The organism is Proteiniphilum sp. UBA5463 (assembly GCF_002427225.1).
Classification (GTDB): domain Bacteria; phylum Bacteroidota; class Bacteroidia; order Bacteroidales; family Dysgonomonadaceae; genus Proteiniphilum; species Proteiniphilum propionicum.
Map to the genome: position 1 here is coordinate 46,801 of NZ_DIQL01000056.1, position 18,629 is coordinate 65,429.

Here is an 18,629-nt window from a genome sequence, read left to right on the forward strand (position 1 = left end):
GCTAATGAGAGGCTGTTTCGTTCATATGAGGTTGCAGGTGAAATTTTTTCATGTCGAACTGACCGTATGCCTATGTCCGGATTAGAAAAATTAATGTTACAGGTTAAACTCTTTCCTGTCAAACTCCTCATACCGTGGTGGCAGGGGCACATATTCTTTGTCGTCCCATAGAGAACTGGTGATCATAAGGTCTGCACTGTAACGGTTGCAGGCAATAGGTACGTTGTGTACCCTGCACTGGCGTAACAACATCATTATATCCGCCTCGTGAGGCTGTGGATTGAGATCATCGATAAGAAAGACCGCTAGATTAACCTCCTTGCGGACAACCATGGCCGCAATTTCGGCATCACCTCCCATTGGCCCCGAGTTCATGATAGTTATATCGGGATAAACGCCGTTGTTATGGAGTGCTTCACGCACCAGCTTACCTGTCGTGCCTGTGCAAACAAGATGATGCTCCGACAGAAAGTCGGAATTGTAAATTACCCAGTCAACCATGTCTGCTTTGCGGTGATCGTGCGCAACAAGAGCTATCGTAAGTTTTTTATTCATCTGGTTTGTTTTTAAAATTTGTTTTTATGATTTCTCATTTTAATATTATTTTTATTTATTAATGTTTCGATAAATCCTCATTTATAACACTGGCAGTCAATAAGTTATGTCGAATCCTCAAAGGGGGTATACTCTATTGATATTTAGTGAATTATAAGAATTATTTTAAAAAAATTACCGAAATATTGATTCATGGAACCCTTTCGAAAAGCCTATTCCATTGCATTCGAATTACCATACACGTAGATATTCAGTGTATTACGAATGATTGTTTTAGATGTTCAGGGTTTTCGTGGCAGGCTCATTCATTAAATTCCCAGCTCCTCTCTGATTGCATTTATTTTTTCGCTGGCAGCGTACTCTGCCTGTTTAATATCTTCACGCGACTTAACTTTTCCCTTCACTTCTATGTAGAACTTTATCTTGGGTTCTGTTCCTGAAGGGCGGATAGAGAGTTTTGTGCCCTCTTCGGTGAAATATTGTATAACGTTTGAGGTGGTAGGCATCTCAAGGGCAACATTTTCGTTTCTGACAAAATCCACTGCTTCCAGCTTCGCGAAATCTTTAATCAGTACAACGGGTGAACCACCCAATGACTTCAGAGGATTGGTACGGAAGTTTTTCATCATATTTTCAATCTCGTCCGCACCTGCTTTTCCTTTGCGCACAAGAGAGATACCTGTCTCCTTTGAGTAACCATACTCTACATAGATATCCTGGAGCAGCTGGTACATGGTTTTCCCATTATCTTTAGCCCAGGCTGCTATCTCTGCAAAAAGAGCACATGCCGATACAGAATCCTTGTCGCGCACGAAGTCGCCTGCCAGAAAGCCATAGCTCTCCTCACCGCCGCCGATATAGTTTTTTACTCCCTCATTTTTTCGGATAACATCTGCTATCCATTTGAAACCGGTGTAACAATCATACATATCAACACCTTTTTTAACAGCGATATTCTTCAGCAACTCTGAGGAAACAATGGTCTTTACCACATACTCTTTTCCTGTGAGCAAGCCCAGCTCTCCGCGTTTATTCATAAGGTAATAAAGGCATAGTAGCATTGTCTGGTTACCGTTAACCAGTATGAAATTGCCCTCATCATCGCGAATAGCTGTCCCAAAACGGTCACCATCGGGATCGGTCCCCATAACCAGTTCTGCACCTGTCTCCTCTGCCTTTTTAATAGCCATATCCAATGCAGCGGGTTCTTCGGGATTGGGAGATATCACTGTGGGGAAATTACCGCTGATCACATCCTGTTCGGGTACATGAATGATATTGGTAAAGCCTATGGCTTTTAGTGCATCGGGTACCAGGGTGATGCCTGTGCCGTGGATTGGTGTATAAACAATTTTAATGTCATTGTGCCGCTTAATTGACTCAGGTGAGAGTACAAGCCTTTTGACCTCCTCAATGAACGCTTTGTCCATATCTTTTCCAATGATCTCTATCAGTTTTTTGTTTCCCTTGAAGAGGATATCGTCAACACATTTAATGCGGTTAACCTCAGCAATGATATTTTTGTCGTGAGGCCCCAACACCTGTGCCCCATCATTCCAGTATGCCTTGTACCCGTTATACTCTTTCGGGTTATGCGAGGCGGTGATCATTATTCCGCTCTGGCAGCCAAGCTTTCTGATGGCGTAAGATACTTCGGGGGTTGGACGCAGATCTTCAAAAAGAAACACCTTAATACCATTTGCACTGAAGATGTCGGCCGAGATTTCAGCAAATTTTCTGCTGTTGTTGCGACAATCATGTCCTATCACCACCTTTATCTCATCCAGCTCTGAAAACTCTTTCTTCAGGTAGTTGGAGAGGCCCTGTGTTGCCGAGCCAACCGTGTAAATATTCATCCGGTTGCTTCCGGCACCCATGATGCCTCGCAATCCGCCCGTCCCGAACTCAAGATCTTTGTAGAATGCATCAATAAGTTTCGACTTATCTTCGCTGTCGAGCATCTTCTGGACCTCTTCCTTCGTTTCAGAATCGTAGTTTCCTTTGAGCCATAATATGGCTTTGTTTGTGACTTGTGCTAATAATGTTTCTTCTTCCATATTCAAGCAATGAATTTATCTATTTTTCAATTGTGTTTACTTTATATTTATCGCCGGTCTGTTCTACTATCTTTCTGTAGTATTCATCTGGATAACCCGGCCGTATTGGAGATGCAGGTTGTCCATAGGCATTGCGTTTAAACTGGCCGTCCTCCTCTCTTTTAATAACACCGTCAACATATTTAACCATAAGGTATTCACCCAGTTTTTTCCATTCCGCTACACCCTCTTTAACCAGATTGTTTGTATACTGAGTAAGGTAGTGAACTGCTTCAGAGGGCGACTGCTTGTGGAGTTCGGCAGCATGTTTTTCTACCCCGGGCTGAGATTCTCTATATTGATCTTCTAACTTAGTTTGTACCTTTTTCATGTCGGCACTCATATCTCTATACCGTGTATAAACCATGTTGGAGACCCAGTTATGCACCCAGAATGCTGATGTCCACGAGAAGCTCAGCAGATCACCATTACCCTCAGCCATTTCGTGAGGTATCTCGTTATGTCCACAATAGAACGGGTAATATACTGTCTGGGCAGCGTTGTCAATACCGAACCAGAGAATACCTCCAATTTCATTGGGCAACCATGAACGCATCTGCGCTACAAAAGAGAATGCCGTCTGCTGTGTAGATATGGGACGTTCATTGCAGTATTGAACGGAGTCAACCTCAAATGTGAGAGGCGACCAGCGGTAAGGAGAGTTGAAAGGCCCTGCACCCGCATCAAAGCGCCAGTCCAGTTCGGTGCCTTCATAATGGTCGCGCATCATTTCCTGAATATCATGAACGCTCAGTTTCCTGTCAGGTTTGATATAAAGCGGCATTGGGTCGGTTGTCTTTCCCTGCGCATAAGGCAGATACCTGCCCATTTCCCTGTTCACCCGATTGAAGAACGACCATACACGGGCTTCACAAAAACGGAGTGCACCGAAGTCCAATGGGGCATAGGCCTTGGCAAAGCTGAAATCGGCATCATCACCGTTGAAATAACCTTTCTCCCGGGCAAAAGAGATGACATCGGGTGAGTAAAGGCAGTTCTCCGGATCATTCAACGGAAACTGCTGTATGCGAGCCTGGTTAGCGTGTGCTGACACGCAGTCGTCGGGAATACGCACGGCCACCCATACAGCACCTTTATTTCCGGTGCCCTTCCCAATCATCTCCATTATCCATGCTTCATCAGGATCGGCAATAGAGAACGATTCGCCGGAACTGTAATAACCGTGTTCTTTTACCAGGCCGGTTATTATTCTAATGGCTTCACGCGCATTTTTGGCACGTTGGAGTGTAATATAAATAAGGCTTCCGTAATCCATAATACCGGTGGAATCGGATAATTCTCCGCGCCCACCAAAGGTGGTTTCTCCAATGGCAAGCTGATATTCGTTCATATTCCCTGTCACATTATATGTTTGAAGCACTTGTGGTATTTCACCCAGATATTTTCCGGTATCCCATTCATGCACCTTGAGCATTTCTCCGGGCCGGTATTGTCTTGCAGGCCAATGGTACAATTCTCCATACAGGGAGTATGAATCGGCAGCATACGAGATAAGCACCGAACCGTCGGCAGATGCTTTTTTCCCAACGAGTAGGTTAGTGCACGGAAGTGATAAAAAGGTGGTAAATATTACCGCGAGCGTAGTCAGAAAGAATCGTATCATATATATTTAAAGATTATCACAAAATTTTCTACAACAGTGTAAAGATAATTTATTTTGTTCAATCTGTCCAAATAGTAGCCTGGATATTTATTTTATTTCGCATAAATGGTTCGCATATTTGAAAAAAACAGGTTATATTTGTGAAGATAATAAACCTCACTGTGTGGACTATATGAAAGTTAAAATAACAGAATTCGGATCAAAAAGAATACTTGGCATTACATCTTATCAGATAATTTTCCTTCTGATACTGATTGTGATGCTTTTTTTCTTTAGTGACAGCAGCATAACCAAAAGGATAAAATATGAAACGCAGATCAAAGATCTTGAATCCCAGATTGATTTTTACCGGCAGCAGGCAGATGCTGATAAAGAAAAGTTGAATGAACTCAAATCAAATAGAGATGATCTGGAAAAATTCGCACGAGAAAATTATCTCATGAAAAAGGAAAACGAAGAAATTTTCATTATTGAGTAAATATAATATCTGTGAGATGAAAGATATATTATTTCGAATTGCCGCTTCAGGCATATTATTTTCAGCGCTCCTTTATCTGTTTGCTCCGTTTGTAGCACCATGGATAATGGCTCTGTCAGTGTTAATCTTTTCTGCACTGACTGTTACAAAACCCTATCCCGGGAAAAGTATCCGGGGTAAAAGGCTGTTTAATTTCCAGATTTTTTCATGTGCACTGATGATAGTTGCCACATACCTTATGTTCAGGCAGCGTAACGAATGGGCATTGTCAATGATAGCAGGCGCAGTTTTTCTCCTTTATGCCGCAATTACAATACCCAGAGAACTGGAAAAGGAAAATATCAGCGAATCATAAGAACTACAGCAACACGCACGTAATTCTTTAAAAAAAATGAATGAATAAGAGCATACTAATAATCGACGACAATGTAACAGTCTGTCTGATGTTGAAATCGTGGTTGGTAAAGAAAAATTTCAATGTCGAAACGGCTTTAAGCGTTAAAGAGGCAAAACAGATGGTGAAAGAACAGCCGTTTGATTTAATTCTAAGTGATATAAGAATGCCTGAAACCGATGGTTTTGCCTTTTTATCATGGATTACAAAATATGATTCTGAAATACTTGTAATCATGATGACTGGATATGCCGATATTGAAACTGCTGTTGCTTCCATGAAATCAGGTGCTGCGGATTATATTTCCAAACCAATTGATCCTGAACAGCTTTATCTGAAAATCGACGAGGCGTTTAATATTCAGGAAAACAGGCTTAAAAGAAAACGTTTTTCCAATGATTTCATAAAACTTCCCGGCAGTGAGTATGAACAGGTTTTCTATAAACTCAGCAAGGTTACCGAAAATAACAGACATCTGCTTATTATCGGTGGCAGGGGAACGGGGAAAGCATCTACCGTAAAATACATATACGAGAGAGGCCTTCATTTATCCAAACCGCTTGTTGTGCTTGATTTTGACCAATATACAGATGCCGCCAGCTTAAATAGCCGGTTTAATGAGACTGATGAGAAAGGGTCTATTTTAATGGAAAAATTCAAGTTGGCAAAGGGTGGCCTTTTGTACATCCGGAAAGTAGATAAGCTCAACATCAACCTGCAGGACGAATTACTGACTATTTTAACCAAACAGAAAAGGGACGATGATTTTACACAAGTAGTCATGAGCACAGAGATGAGCAAAAGAAATTTACAGAAAAATCTGATTCCAAAACTTTACTACCTGCTCGAAAAGGATTGTTTGACCCTTCCCTCACTGAAAGGGAAAAAAGAGGCAATAATGTATCTCGCATCCTATTTTCTCAGGTTCGCCAATATCACCCTTGACAAAAAAATTGAGAGTATCGATCCAGCCTTCCAGGATACACTCATCGGATATGAATGGCCCGGAAATATTCAGGAACTGAAAAATTGTATTATTAAAGCAGCTTTGCTTACCGAAGGGACAAATATTAATATTTCTGTTGTTTCTGGCCTGTTCGGGAATATGCCGAAAAAAAGAGATCGCAACATATCTGTGAAAACAATAGAGGGCCTTCGCAAGGAAAACTATGAAAAAGAGAAAATACTTGAGGCTCTTGAACTGGCCAAAGGAAATAAGACTATGGCAGCAACTATACTGAATATTGACAGGAAAACATTGTACAACAAGATCAAGCTCTATAATGTTACAACAAGCGGTTGATAAATAACTATATATATTACCAATGATGAAAAAAAAAGGATTTTCAAAGATAAAATTAACCGTTATTGCCGGATATCTGCTGGTAGTATTTATCATGGCCATTGGGCTGCTTGCCATTTATAATTATCTTGTCGATTTTTCCAATAAGAAAATTAAAAACGAAGATATGTCGGAACTGCTGCTTGTGGGTAATGTACTGTCTAAACTTTATGAAATTGAGAGCGAGCAGAATCTATTCACAGCCGAGGGTGCGCAACAATATTTCTCCAAATACGACTCTATTGTTCCAGAAATCCACTCTAGTCTTGATTCATTAAAAATTCTTGCCAGAGATTCCTACCGAGAGGAAGAGCTCGACACCATCAAACTTCTTATAGTCAAAAAAAAGGAGAATTTGAAAACTGTTGCTGTACTGCTGGATTCTATCGGGAAAGCGCCGGAGATTATCCGTATAACCGAGAGCAGCTATGTACCTAAAAAGCTTAACAGGGAAATTTCAGATTATCTGGAAGATAGTAAAATAAAGGATCGCGACAAGTCTCAAAGCGATACTACTGTAGTAATGAAAGGACGTAGAACCTTTTTGAACCGGGTCCGCGATGTGTTTGTCCCCTCAAACGACTCAACTCTCGTAATTGAGAACAGGTCTGTTGTAGAAGAAAATAGCCTTAGTAAGATTGTCGACACCCTCATTAACAAGGTACGCTATTCGGAAACACTCGACCTGCAACGGCAAAATCAGTTTAAAAAGGCTTTTTTGGAACGGCAGGAGGAGCTTAATCATACCAACCGAATGCTTACAAATCGCATCGATGAAATGTTGAAAGGAATAGAACAGGAGGAGATAAAAAAATCTCTTCAGCTTATCATTGATAAGGAGCGTGCACTTTCATCATCGCAGCGCACTATGTTTTTTGCGCTATGTCTGGCAATACTGATTGTTATCATATTCGGTATTCTATTTCTGGTTGATATCAACAGAAGCCAGCGTTACAGAAAACAGCTTGAAGAATCCAACAAGCGCATATCGGAATTGCTGTTCTCACGTGAGAAACTGATGCTAACCATCTCTCACGACATTAAGGCGCCTATGAGTTCCATCATTGGATTTATTGACTTGATGAATTCTGGTGCCTACCGTAAAAGCAGCACCTATCTCGGCAATATGAGAAAGTCAGCAGAACACGTGCTGCAACTTGTATCCACGCTGCTCGATTACCATAAGCTTGAATCGGGTACGTGGCAGCCTAAGGAGTCCGATTTTAATCTTTACAGCCTGGTGAACGAAACTGTGTCGAGCTTTAAGCCGCTTGCTGAACAAAAAGGGCTGGAGTATATAGTAGAGAATTGTCTGTCGGTAGATTCTGAATGTCATGGCGATCCTTATGTGATCAGACAAATTATGGGAAACATTATCTCTAACGCAGTAAAATATACTTTAAATGGGAGAATATTAATTGTCACAGGAGAAGAGGTGTGGGAGTCAGCCAAATGGTTAATATTTTCAGTTATCGATACAGGTATAGGAATTGATATTGACGAACAACAGCTTATTTTCGGGGAGTTTCAGCAGCTGGATGAAGGTGCTGACCAGAGCGGAAATTTAGATGGAAGTGGTCTTGGGTTGTCTATTACAAAAAGATTTGTTGAAATATTAAAGGGTGAAATAATACTTAAATCTAAAAAAGGAGCAGGTTCTGAATTTATTGTGAAAATTCCCCTGAAACCGATACTATCCGAAAAGGCAGCTGCACCGGTTGAATTTTCTGAAAGGCATGATCTGAATGATATTTCTGTTCTGGCAGTTGACGACGATCCAATTCAATTAAAAATGATATCAGGGATGCTTGAGAATATGAAGGTGAAATGCATTTCAGAGGTAAATACTTTTAATTTGCCATCACTCATTCAGAAAACAAAGTTCGATTTAATGTTCCTTGATCTTCAGATGCCCGGAGCAAATGGTTTTGAGGTTATTCAGGAGTTAAGAAAGACCAAAAATATTAATATTGATGATATTCCAGTCATAGCTTTGTCGGCACGTTCAGATCTTTCAGCATCAGATGTAAAAGGTTACGGGTTTACCGATTTTCTGATCAAACCATTTACTCAGGATCAGCTATATCGTATTATTTTGCGCTATGTGACCCAAAAAAATAACAAGAAACCTGTCTTTCGCGTTGAGTCTAAGCCTGAAATAAAAAAAGGTGTTGGAGCACTTATCAATTTTGTGAGGACAGACAGGAAAATATCTTTGGAAATACTGCAATCATTTTCTGATGAGATGGTTAGAGATTTGGGCTCATTGAAAGAGTTTTTTGATAGGCAAGATTACAAATCAGCAGACAATCTCTCTCATAAAATGCTTCCGCTTTTCCGGATGATTGGTGATAAGCAGGTTATTACTCTTCTGGAACAACTGGAGAGAGAGCAACCTATATTTGCCGGGGAAGAGGAGTATTTGTTTAATGCTATTAGAAAAAGTGTGGACGAGGCACATGTTTTTATAAGAGAACTGTCTGAAAACAAAGACGATGAGTAATCCGGTGATTGAAAAATACAAAAGGTATCTTCTGCTGGAAAAGGGGCTCTCTTCTAACACCATTGAAGCCTATATGTCTGATCTGCAGAAACTGATTAATTTCGCTGAGTCGCGGCAACTCACTTTTAATTCCATAGGGCAGAATCATCTGGAGGAGTTCGTGGCCGATTTGCACGATAAAAAAATTTCTCCCCGATCCATGTCCCGCGTTATCTCGGGGATAAAATCCTTTTTCCGCTTTCTTCTGCTTGATAACTACAGGGATGATAATCCCGGCGAAATGCTTGAATCGCCCAAGATCGGATTAAAACTTCCCGTGGTATTATCCTTAAATGAGATTGATTCTCTTCTTAGCGTAATAGATCTGTCTACAGCTGAGGGAACACGTAACTATGCAATTATCGAAACGCTCTATAGTTGTGGCCTGCGTATATCGGAGTTGACAAACCTGCGTTTTTCAGATCTTTTTTTTGAGGAAGGTTTTATCCGTGTGGAAGGTAAAGGGAGTAAACAGCGGTTAGTCCCCATTTCCGAAACGGCTGTGCAGAAAATCAGGAACTGGATACCATACCGTAATCAGATTAATATTCGGAAAGGAAGCGAAGATGTACTTTTTGTCAGTTCACGCGGTAAGGCGATTTCGCGTGTAACAGTTTTTCACTACATAAGGCAGTATGCCGAAGCGGCAGGTATACAAAAAGAGATCAGCCCGCATGTTTTTCGTCATTCGTTTGCTACGCATCTGCTCGAAAGAGGTGCTAATATCCGTGTAATCCAGGAGATGCTGGGACATGAGAAAATAACTACAACAGAGATATATACCCATATAGACCGTAGCTTTTTGCGGCAGGAGATAATAAATCATCATCCCAGAAACAGGAAAAGCAATAAGTAAGGCTAGAGCTCAATAGTCAGAAACAAGAAATGGTGTAATGGATACTCCTAAAAGTAAAAGACATCAAAGAGAGGAGCATGTTGAGCGTGTTGATAAAATTATATTGAAATAGATAGAACCTCCGGGATTATTTTATATATTTGCTCATTAAAACTTATTAAACAGATATATCATCATGAAGTTTGTAGTATCAAGCGCCACATTGTTGAATCATTTACAGGCCATAAGCAGGGTCATAAATACCAAAAATACATTACCAATTCTGGATTGCTTCCTTTTGGATTTAAAAGATAATATGCTCACACTAACGGCTGCCGATAGTGAAACGCGATTGGAGACATGGGTTGAGGTTAACAGTGCAACAGGTGAAGGATTTTTGGCTATTAATGCCAGAAATCTGCTCGATCCTCTGCGTGAGCTTCCCGATCAGCCACTCACTTTCGATATCAATGATGAAACCCTTGAGGTGTTTATCTACTACCACAATGGTAAATACAATTTTGTGGGATCGAAGGGTGATGAATATCCGGAACCGAAACCACTTAATGACTCTGCTATGTCACTTGAGATTGATGCAGAAACCCTTTTCACAGGAATCAACCGGACTTTTTTTGCTACTGCCGATGATGAACTTCGTCCGGTGATGAACGGAATATATTTTGATATTACAGCCGATGATCTCACTTTTGTAGCTTCCGACGGTCACAAATTAGTACGAGTGACTACCTCTGAAGCCCAGGGTGAGGGGCGCTCATCGTTTATTCTTCCCAAAAAGCCGGCTAACCTGTTAAAATCTCTCCTTCCCAGGGAAACGGGAAAAGTTGATGTCAAATTTGATGAGAACAACGCATATTTTACCCTGCCTACATACAAAATGGTATGCCGCTTTGTTGAGGGTAGATATCCAAATTATAACTCTGTAATTCCGCAAAATAACCCCAACACGTTTACATTGGACAGGCTGGCATTTTTGAACGCACTTAAGCGAGTAGCTGTCTTTTCAAATCCTTCAAGCAGCCTTGTAAAGTTGCAACTCTCCGAAGACAGAATTGTTGTTTCCGCGCAGGATATTGATTTTCTTACTGCTGCAGAAGAGACGATACCCTGCACTTATGAAGGCAACGTGATGAATATTGGGTTTAAAGCGTTGTTCCTTATAGATATTCTTAATAATATTCCCTCTGCTGATGTGCGAGTAGAACTTTCCGATCCTTCACGTGCCGGATTAATACTGCCGGTGGAGAAAGAGGATAACGAGGATATGCTAACGCTACTTATGCCGATGATGCTGAACGATTAAAGGGAATAAAATGGAATTGAATCTTAAAAATCCGCTGGTTTTTTTCGATCTGGAAACTACCGGAATAAATATCACACACGATCGAATTGTTGAAATATCGTTTCTTAAAGTATATCCAAACGGTAAGGAAGAAATCAAATCGAGACGTATAAACCCCGAGATGCCCATTCCGCCGCAGTCAACGGCAATACATGGTATCACTGACGAAGATGTGAAAGATTGCCCCACCTTTAGGCAGGTAGCTAGATCACTTGCCGACCAGTTGGAGGGGTGCGACCTGGCAGGGTTCAACTCCAGCAGGTTCGATGTGCCTATGCTGGCAGAGGAGTTTCTTCGTGCTGGTGTTGATTTCGATATGAGCAAACGTAAATTTGTGGATGTGCAAATCATCTTTCACAAGAAAGAACAGCGTACGTTGGAGGCAGCATATGCTTTCTACTGCGATAAAAAACTGGATAATGCTCACTCTGCTGAGGCAGATGCAATGGCGACCTATGAAGTGCTCAAGTCGCAACTCGACCGCTATCCCGATTTGGTAAATGATATAGATGTATTATCTAAGGAGTACTCAAGCTTCAATAATAATGTCGATTTTGCAGGACGTTTCATCTATAATGAAGAGGGTGTAGAGGTGTTCAACTTCGGAAAACATAAGGGGAAGCCGGTCAGTGAGGTACTTAAAAACGAGCCAAGCTATTATTCCTGGATGATGGATGGTGATTTCCCGATGAATACCAAACAGGTACTCACCAAAATACGATTAAAAGAACTTAACGGATAATTCTTCATGCCCCGTTACTTCATAACCCTTGCATACAATGGTAAGAACTACGTTGGATGGCAAGTCCAACCCAACGGGACTGGTGTGCAGGAAGTTCTTCAGGGTGCGTTGTCAACTATTCTGCGAGATAAGGTGGAAGTTGTGGGGGCTGGGAGAACCGATTCGGGCGTTCATGCCCGGAAAATGATTGCCCATTTCGATTGGGAAGAAGCCGATTTTTCTTCAGACAATCTGTTGCGGAAACTTAATAATTTTCTTCCGAAAGATATATCTATCTCCTCAATACGTGAGGTGCGCCCAGATGCGCATGCCCGGTTCAGTGCAATTTCACGTACTTACAGATACTATGTTACAACTGTAAAGGATCCTTTTCGCCATGAATTTACATACAGGGTTCGTTATCACCTCAATATCCAGATGATGAACGCTTTATGCTCAGTAATACAGCAGTACAGAGATTTTACAAGCTTCAGCAAACTGCATACAGATGTGAAAACCAACAATTGCAAGATTGAATATGCCGGATGGGAGAGGGTGGGAGAAGAGTATGTCTTTACAATCAAGGCCGACAGATTTCTCAGGAATATGGTTCGTGCTATAGTGGGAACACTGCTCGAAGCAGGCAGGGGGAGGCTTGATGAGCGTGGCCTGCGACGTGTTATTGAAGCTAAAAACCGAAGTGTGGCTGGTGACTCTGTTCCGGGAAATGCCCTTTTCCTGGAAGATGTTTCCTATCCCGATAATATTTGGTTATGACAGGTATATGGGTGAAAAATTAACGCAGCGGGACTGTGAAGCCGCTGCGTTGAATTTTTTCGTCTTTTCAGACATTTATATTTTCTGTTATCAATGATTAATTGAAATAATTAGTCATTCATTGAAATAAGAAACTCTTCGTTACTCGATGTGCGTCTCATCCTGTTAAGCAGAAACTCCATGGCTTCTACTGAATTCATATCCGAAAGGAAATTTCGGAGCACCCACATGCGGTTGAGCGTCTCCTGAGAAAGAAGAAGATCATCGCGACGTGTGCTCGATGCAATAATATCCACCGACGGGAAAATACGTTTGTTTGATAGCTTACGGTCGAGCTGAAGTTCCATGTTGCCTGTTCCCTTGAACTCTTCAAAGATCACATCATCCATTTTGGAGCCGGTATCTGTGAGGGCAGTCGCTATAATTGTTAGAGAACCCCCGTTTTCTATATTACGGGCAGCACCGAAGAAACGTTTGGGCTTATGCAGTGCGTTGGCATCCACACCACCAGAAAGTACCTTCCCCGATGCAGGCTGTACTGTGTTGTAAGCACGTGCCAGACGAGTGATTGAGTCTAGAAGTATCACCACATCGTGACCACATTCCACCAGCCTGCGGGCTTTGTTCAATACAATTTCTGCAATTTTCACGTGACGGTCTGCAGGCTCATCAAAGGTAGAAGATATCACCTCGGCATTAACGCTACGCTCCATATCTGTCACCTCTTCAGGGCGCTCATCTATAAGCAGAATAATCATATATACGTCAGGATGATTATCTGCAATTGCATTTGCAATATCTTTTAGCAGCATGGTTTTACCAGTCTTCGGCTGCGCTACAATCAGTCCGCGTTGTCCTTTACCAATGGGTGAGAACATATCTACCACACGGCATGAAAGGTTATCGTTATGACCTTTGGTAAGGTTGAATTTTTCATTTGGGAATAGTGGTTTCAGGTGATCGAATGGAACACGGTCACGCACATCGTCAGGTTTGCGACCGTTGATTAGATCTACCTTTACCAGAGGAAAAAATTTCTCACCTTCTTTGGGAGGACGAATAGGCCCTTCCACCACATCACCCGTTTTAAGTCCGAAAAGACGGATCTGCGATTGTGAAACGTAGATATCGTCTGGCGAAGACATGTAGTTGTAGTCCGAAGAGCGCAGAAATCCGTAACCGTCAGACATAATCTCCAGAACGCCCGATGCCGTGAGTATACCATCGAAATCGTAACCGGGATCTTTCTCTTTCTCTTTCTGTTGCTGTTGCTGTTGCCCCTGGGGTTGAGCCTGTGACTGCCCATGACTTTTCGATTGTTGAGCCTGTGGCTGCTGCTTGGGTTGTAGCGGTGAAGGTGAAATAAGATCCATCATCGATACTTTACTGCCCAAAACGGGAGTTTCTTTCTCAATAGCTGTATCTTTTACTTCAGATGTTTCTTCTGCAACTACCGGTGGTAAGGTTACTGGAGCAGGCGCACTCTTCTTTTCATCGTTTCGGTGCTTTGATGAGCGGAATACCAATTGAATAGGCCTTCCGGGAGATTTTGGAGTTTCTGGTGCTGCAGTTGCCTCTTTTGTAGCTGTAGTTGCCTCTTTTGTAGCTGCAGTTGTCCCTTTTGTGGTTGTAGTCGTGTCTTTTGCTGCCTCTGATTTTTTTTGGCTTGCCGACTCTGATTTTGTCTGGGTTTGAGATTGAGAAGAAGTTTTCGCAGCACTCTTTTCCGGCATTGCATCTTCTTTAACTACTTTTTTTGGTTTTTCTGTTTCAGCAACGGCAGGTTTCGATTGATTTTTTGATGTATCCTGTTCTTTCTTTTGCGGTTCGTTTTTAACAGCTTTCTTTTCCGGCTCCACCTTTTTTTTATCAGAACCACCCTTCTTAGCGTTGGCATTGGATCGGTTTTTCCCATAGCTAGCCTGTCTGGTTGCTGATTCGGCGCTCATTTTTTTTGTCTCTGCAATTGCCTGTTCGTCAAGAATTTTATAGATGAGTTCTTCTTTCTTATATGCGTCCGGGCGTCTTATTCCCATTTCTTTGGCAAGTACCCGTAATTCGGTTGTAAGCTTTTCATTAAGCTCAATAATGTTATAAGCCATGTAGATCTATTGAATTTCGTTATGGTTTTTGAATAAATATTGTTAATAAATTATTTCCGGTTTCAGCAACGGATGTATGATTTAGCATACAAATATTCTAAAAAAGGCGGATATAATTGAATTTGAAATGAATAAACAAATAATAACAGTAAAAATTGAGAATGTGTACTGTTGAAGATTCAATCACAAAGGTAGTGTTTTTTTTGATAACACTGAATAACTTCGCGTTTTTTTTTGTAAAATGCGGAATTTAACCAATAAAGTTGCAATATTTAGCCATTTTATTGGCAAAGTTTAGCCAAAATAATTCAAACTAATCAGAAATCCTCCTGATTCACTCTGTTTGAGTTGTTGCGGCGCCTCTCTATTTCATTCTTATACAACAAAGACCTTCTTCTTTCCAGCGAGTTTGGAGATGTGGATTGAACAAACAGATTGTTTGACACTTCCGCCCACTCAGATGCTTTATCCATATCGTCCATCATCTCATAGGCAAGTGCAATATTATTTGCTGCCTTGGCTTTATCAGTTTTGTTTGAGAGGGAATTATAAAAAGTTTGCCATTTCTCTATTGCTTCTTCCCATCTGGCTCCCTTTGCAAATGTCTCTCCCTCTCGCATCAAAGAGTTGGGGAGTGTGTAATACCATCTGTCTTGCATCTCCCAGTGAGGTGCAAACACATATGTCATCTTTTCGGCTGCCTTTACAGCCAATAACTTCATAGCCTCTTCGGTTGACGGAATCATTACTTCCGCATAAGCCATCCCATCCTGAATATCAAAGCCTTCCCAACGAATGCTGTCGGTATATTGTACTGCAGGAATTTTCCCCTCCATGGTGGGAAGGTACACACGTATAACTGAGTTTATCTTTCCTGTCAAATCGCTGTATGTGTAGCCTTGCTGCCTGAAATGCTCCCTTTTATTGGTCTCTATTATCAGTTTATCGAGCGAAACAATAGCGTCAGCGCCGGTCATCCTTCTAATTTCGTTCATTGTTTCGGGGGCAATAAGCTCTTCCCTGAAGAAGTCTTTGTCGCTTCTCAAAGGTTTGTTATAGAACACAACCCGCTGGAAATAATCCTCCTCATTCAAAAATTGTGAAAGGGCTTCGGTGTAGTATATGGCAATACTGTCGGACGAGGCTTTCGTCCTCTGTGCGGCTGAGCGGCCCAGTTGTTTTATGTAATGCCCAATCTCGTCGGGTTGCTGTACTACATTATTTACTACTGCTATATTCAGCACATTCGATGGTAATGCTACCTGGGCTGGCTCACGTGTTTCCACTGACAGATATTTTATTCCTGCACAACTGCTCAGAAGCATTCCTGCAAAAAGAACAGACAGGAATGGCTTGTATGCTTGATTCATACGGTTTAAACTATTTAACCTATTTAACCTATTTATTATTGAGGATATCATATAGAACTTATTCTCGTACATTATTAACATTTACGGTAGCGCAAAAGTTTTCAGAACACTAAAAATATAAACTGAAGATGACATGGTGCTCAATTCTATGTCCGAAAAAGTTTTCAGAACACCAAAGATCGAACCCTTATTAAAGATGCATTTCAACGGATTTGGTTTAATGTGGGTTTTGTTTTTTTTGAGTGTAAGCTATTATACGATTATTTCTTTTTTTAGAAAGTTCGTTTCCCTATGATTGGCTTGGCAATTTTTTATGTATATTTGTGGCACTCTTAAAAATACACAACAGAAAAATAAAAAAAGAAACTAACAGAAGTATGACATTTAACATTATTGTGTTGGCGAAGCAGGTACCTGATACACGCAATGTTGGGAAAGATGCGATGAAAGCCGATGGAACTGTAAACAGAGCGGCACTTCCCGCTATATTCAATCCCGAAGATCTGAATGCTTTGGAGCAGGCCCTTGGAATCAAAGAGAGCTATCCGGGATCTACAATTACGGTGCTGACTATGGGACCGGGACGTGCTGCCGAAATCCTTCGCGAAGGGCTTTTCCGTGGTGCAGATGACGGAGTGTTATTGACCGACAGGGCTTTTGCCGGTGCCGATACGCTGGCTACATCGTATGCGTTGGCCATGGCTGTCAGGAAACTTGGAAAATTCGATATCATCATTTCCGGACGACAGGCTATCGATGGTGATACCGCCCAGGTAGGTCCCCAGGTGGCCGAAAAACTGGGAATACCCCAAATTACCTATGCCGAGGACATCGAAAGAATAGAAAAAAATAAGGTAACTGTTAAACGGCGCCTTGATAACGGTGTAGAAGTGGTGGAGTGCCCCCTTCCGGTGTTGATTACCGTTAACGGATCGGCTCGAACATGCAGGCCCCGCAATGCGAAGCTGCTGCAAAAGTATAAACACGCCAGAACCATCACCGAGCGTCAGACTGAAAATATCGACTACATAGATATATATAGCAGTCGCCCCTATCTGAACTTAACCGAATGGAGTGTGGCCGATGTAGATGCGGACATAGTTCAGTGCGGCCTCTCCGGTTCTCCTACGAAAGTGAAAAAGATTGAGAACGTTGTCTTTCAGGCCAAAGAGAGCAAAAGACTCAGCGGCAGTGATATGGAGATTGACGAGCTGATGAGGGAGCTAATAGAAAGTCATACGATTGGATAATAAAAATTACAATGAACTATTTTGCTAAGCTATATGAACAGAATAGAAGTATGTTTGAAATCTGTTATGGTAGGAAATAGTCTAATTTATTAAGAATAAATGAACAACTTATTTGTATATTTGGAAATAGAAGAGGGAACGGTAGCTGATGTGAGTCTGGAACTGCTGACCAAAGGGCGATCGCTTGCCAGCCAGCTGGGATGCAAGCTTGAGGCTGTGGCTGCTGCATCAAAACTCGATAATGTTGATCAACAGGTTTTTCCCTATGGAGTAGATGTGTTGCATATCTTCAAAGATAACAGATTGTCGCCTTATACCACACTGCCTCATACATCCATCATGGTGGAACTCTTCAAAAAAGAAAAGCCGCAAATCTGTCTTATGGGGGCTACCATTATAGGGCGCGACCTTGGCCCACGCGTATCATCGGCATTGGGAAGCGGGTTAACCGCCGACTGTACCTCGTTAGAGATAGGCGACCACGAGGATAAAAAAGCTGGAAAAAATTATGAGAACCTTCTCTATCAAATACGTCCCGCTTTTGGTGGAAATATTGTGGCATGGATCATTAACCCCGATCATCGTCCGCAGATGGCTACGGTACGCGAAGGGGTTATGAAAAAGGAGATTTACGATCTTAACTATAAAGGTGAAAAAGTGGAATACAATGTGAAAGATTTTGTGAAAGAAGAAGACTTCATTGTTTCCATTATCGATCGTCACGTTGAGAAATCAAAGGTAAATATTAAAAATTCACCCATCATTGTATCAGGAGGTTATGGCGTGGGGTCGAAAGAAAACTTCCAGATGCTCTACCAGCTTGCCGACGTGCTGGGTGCTGAAGTGGGCGCATCACGTGCAGCTGTAGATGCCGGATTTGTAGAACATGAACGTCAGGTGGGACAAACGGGTGTAACCGTCCGCCCTAAAGTGTATATCGCCTGTGGCATCTCGGGACAGATACAGCATATTGCCGGTATGCAAGATAGTTCTATCATCATTTCTATTAACAACGATCCCAATGCGCCCATCAATGCTATTGCCGACTATGTAATTACCGGAGAAATTGAGCAGGTGATACCGAAGATGATTAAATATTATAAGAAAAACACGAAATAAATGAAAATTGAAGAGTGACAGCAAAGCTCTTTGATATAAAAGACAATAACAAAAATATACCGAA

The 18,629-nt window shown here is 41.6% G+C and carries 15 protein-coding genes; 10 read left to right on the forward strand and 5 right to left on the reverse strand.

Translation table 11 applies throughout. The annotated features are described in order from the left end of the window. Positions 1-96: 96 nt before the first annotated feature. The 3 genes from B3B27_RS09900 to B3B27_RS09910 all read right to left on the reverse strand — a co-directional run bounded on the left by B3B27_RS09900 (position 97) and on the right by B3B27_RS09910 (position 4,275). On the reverse strand, positions 97-555 hold the full coding sequence (locus B3B27_RS09900) for a methylglyoxal synthase (protein WP_238867013.1): 459 nt from the start codon (positions 553-555) through the stop codon (positions 97-99). 308 nt (positions 556-863) lie between these two features. Beyond that, positions 864-2,612 (reverse strand): phospho-sugar mutase, encoded by a 1,749-nt coding sequence (locus B3B27_RS09905; RefSeq protein WP_238867010.1) that lies wholly within the window; start codon positions 2,610-2,612, stop codon positions 864-866. 19 nt (positions 2,613-2,631) lie between these two features. Continuing rightward, positions 2,632-4,275 (reverse strand): dipeptidase, encoded by a 1,644-nt coding sequence (locus B3B27_RS09910; RefSeq protein ID WP_238867009.1) that lies wholly within the window; start codon positions 4,273-4,275, stop codon positions 2,632-2,634. Between the two features lie 172 nt (positions 4,276-4,447). On the opposite strand from B3B27_RS09910, the gene B3B27_RS09915 reads away from it, so the two are divergent. The 8 genes from B3B27_RS09915 to truA all read left to right on the forward strand — a co-directional run bounded on the left by B3B27_RS09915 (position 4,448) and on the right by truA (position 12,724). After that, positions 4,448-4,753, forward strand: coding sequence for an FtsB family cell division protein (locus B3B27_RS09915; RefSeq protein ID WP_238869487.1), 306 nt, complete (start codon positions 4,448-4,450; stop codon positions 4,751-4,753). 16 nt (positions 4,754-4,769) lie between these two features. Continuing rightward, on the forward strand, positions 4,770-5,108 hold the full coding sequence (locus tag B3B27_RS09920) for a hypothetical protein (RefSeq protein WP_238867007.1): 339 nt from the start codon (positions 4,770-4,772) through the stop codon (positions 5,106-5,108). A 40-nt stretch (positions 5,109-5,148) separates the two neighbouring features. Further along, positions 5,149-6,450 carry a sigma-54-dependent transcriptional regulator gene (locus B3B27_RS09925; protein ID WP_238867005.1) on the forward strand — a complete coding sequence of 434 codons (1,302 nt, stop codon included), beginning with the start codon at positions 5,149-5,151 and terminating at the stop codon, positions 6,448-6,450. 22 nt (positions 6,451-6,472) lie between these two features. Beyond that, complete coding sequence (locus B3B27_RS09930) at positions 6,473-8,992, forward strand: ATP-binding response regulator (protein WP_286847367.1); 2,520 nt, start codon at positions 6,473-6,475, stop codon at positions 8,990-8,992. Beyond that, positions 8,985-9,887, forward strand: a complete 903-nt coding sequence (gene xerD, locus B3B27_RS09935; protein WP_238867000.1) for a site-specific tyrosine recombinase XerD — start codon at positions 8,985-8,987, stop codon at positions 9,885-9,887. The genes B3B27_RS09930 and xerD overlap by 8 nt, the downstream gene beginning before the upstream one ends. Before the next feature lie 175 nt (positions 9,888-10,062). Then, the gene (gene dnaN, locus B3B27_RS09940) at positions 10,063-11,187 is read left to right on the forward strand and encodes a DNA polymerase III subunit beta (RefSeq protein ID WP_238866998.1); all 1,125 of its coding nucleotides are present in this window, start codon (positions 10,063-10,065) and stop codon (positions 11,185-11,187) included. Positions 11,188-11,197: 10 nt separating this feature from the next. Beyond that, on the forward strand, positions 11,198-11,968 hold the full coding sequence (locus B3B27_RS09945; protein ID WP_238866996.1) for a 3'-5' exonuclease: 771 nt from the start codon (positions 11,198-11,200) through the stop codon (positions 11,966-11,968). Positions 11,969-11,974: 6 nt separating this feature from the next. After that, positions 11,975-12,724: a tRNA pseudouridine(38-40) synthase TruA gene (gene truA / locus B3B27_RS09950; RefSeq protein ID WP_238866994.1), complete on the forward strand. Its 750-nt coding sequence runs from the start codon at positions 11,975-11,977 to the stop codon at positions 12,722-12,724. 110 nt (positions 12,725-12,834) lie between these two features. Here truA and rho read toward each other — a convergent pair whose 3' ends face one another. Together rho and B3B27_RS09960 are read right to left on the reverse strand one after the other, a co-directional pair. After that, positions 12,835-14,826, reverse strand: coding sequence for a transcription termination factor Rho (rho, locus tag B3B27_RS09955; protein ID WP_286832521.1), 1,992 nt, complete (start codon positions 14,824-14,826; stop codon positions 12,835-12,837). 317 nt (positions 14,827-15,143) lie between these two features. Next, positions 15,144-16,196: a DUF6340 family protein gene (locus B3B27_RS09960; protein WP_238866990.1), complete on the reverse strand. Its 1,053-nt coding sequence runs from the start codon at positions 16,194-16,196 to the stop codon at positions 15,144-15,146. A gap of 377 nt (positions 16,197-16,573) precedes the next feature. Here B3B27_RS09960 and B3B27_RS09965 point away from each other — a divergent pair, with 377 nt between their 5' ends. Both B3B27_RS09965 and B3B27_RS09970 read left to right on the forward strand, forming a co-directional pair. Beyond that, positions 16,574-17,446 (forward strand): electron transfer flavoprotein subunit beta/FixA family protein, encoded by an 873-nt coding sequence (locus tag B3B27_RS09965; RefSeq protein ID WP_238866989.1) that lies wholly within the window; start codon positions 16,574-16,576, stop codon positions 17,444-17,446. A gap of 99 nt (positions 17,447-17,545) precedes the next feature. Then, complete coding sequence (locus B3B27_RS09970; protein WP_238866987.1) at positions 17,546-18,565, forward strand: electron transfer flavoprotein subunit alpha/FixB family protein; 1,020 nt, start codon at positions 17,546-17,548, stop codon at positions 18,563-18,565. Positions 18,566-18,629 lie beyond the last annotated feature (64 nt).

What these genes read in the sequence shown, in the direction of transcription:
- B3B27_RS09900 (WP_238867013.1), bottom strand. Translation starts at nt 555, where the DNA reads ATGAATAAAAAACTTACGATAGCTCTTGTTGCGCACGATCACCGCAAA.
- B3B27_RS09905 (WP_238867010.1), bottom strand. Translation starts at nt 2,612, where the DNA reads ATGGAAGAAGAAACATTATTAGCACAAGTCACAAACAAAGCCATATTA.
- B3B27_RS09910 (WP_238867009.1), bottom strand. Translation starts at nt 4,275, where the DNA reads ATGATACGATTCTTTCTGACTACGCTCGCGGTAATATTTACCACCTTT.
- B3B27_RS09915 (WP_238869487.1), top strand. Translation starts at nt 4,448, where the DNA reads ATGAAAGTTAAAATAACAGAATTCGGATCAAAAAGAATACTTGGCATT.
- B3B27_RS09920 (WP_238867007.1), top strand. Translation starts at nt 4,770, where the DNA reads ATGAAAGATATATTATTTCGAATTGCCGCTTCAGGCATATTATTTTCA.
- B3B27_RS09925 (WP_238867005.1), top strand. Translation starts at nt 5,149, where the DNA reads ATGAATAAGAGCATACTAATAATCGACGACAATGTAACAGTCTGTCTG.
- B3B27_RS09930 (WP_286847367.1), top strand. Translation starts at nt 6,473, where the DNA reads ATGATGAAAAAAAAAGGATTTTCAAAGATAAAATTAACCGTTATTGCC.
- xerD (WP_238867000.1), top strand. Translation starts at nt 8,985, where the DNA reads ATGAGTAATCCGGTGATTGAAAAATACAAAAGGTATCTTCTGCTGGAA.
- dnaN (WP_238866998.1), top strand. Translation starts at nt 10,063, where the DNA reads ATGAAGTTTGTAGTATCAAGCGCCACATTGTTGAATCATTTACAGGCC.
- B3B27_RS09945 (WP_238866996.1), top strand. Translation starts at nt 11,198, where the DNA reads ATGGAATTGAATCTTAAAAATCCGCTGGTTTTTTTCGATCTGGAAACT.
- truA (WP_238866994.1), top strand. Translation starts at nt 11,975, where the DNA reads ATGCCCCGTTACTTCATAACCCTTGCATACAATGGTAAGAACTACGTT.
- rho (WP_286832521.1), bottom strand. Translation starts at nt 14,826, where the DNA reads ATGGCTTATAACATTATTGAGCTTAATGAAAAGCTTACAACCGAATTA.
- B3B27_RS09960 (WP_238866990.1), bottom strand. Translation starts at nt 16,196, where the DNA reads ATGAATCAAGCATACAAGCCATTCCTGTCTGTTCTTTTTGCAGGAATG.
- B3B27_RS09965 (WP_238866989.1), top strand. Translation starts at nt 16,574, where the DNA reads ATGACATTTAACATTATTGTGTTGGCGAAGCAGGTACCTGATACACGC.
- B3B27_RS09970 (WP_238866987.1), top strand. Translation starts at nt 17,546, where the DNA reads ATGAACAACTTATTTGTATATTTGGAAATAGAAGAGGGAACGGTAGCT.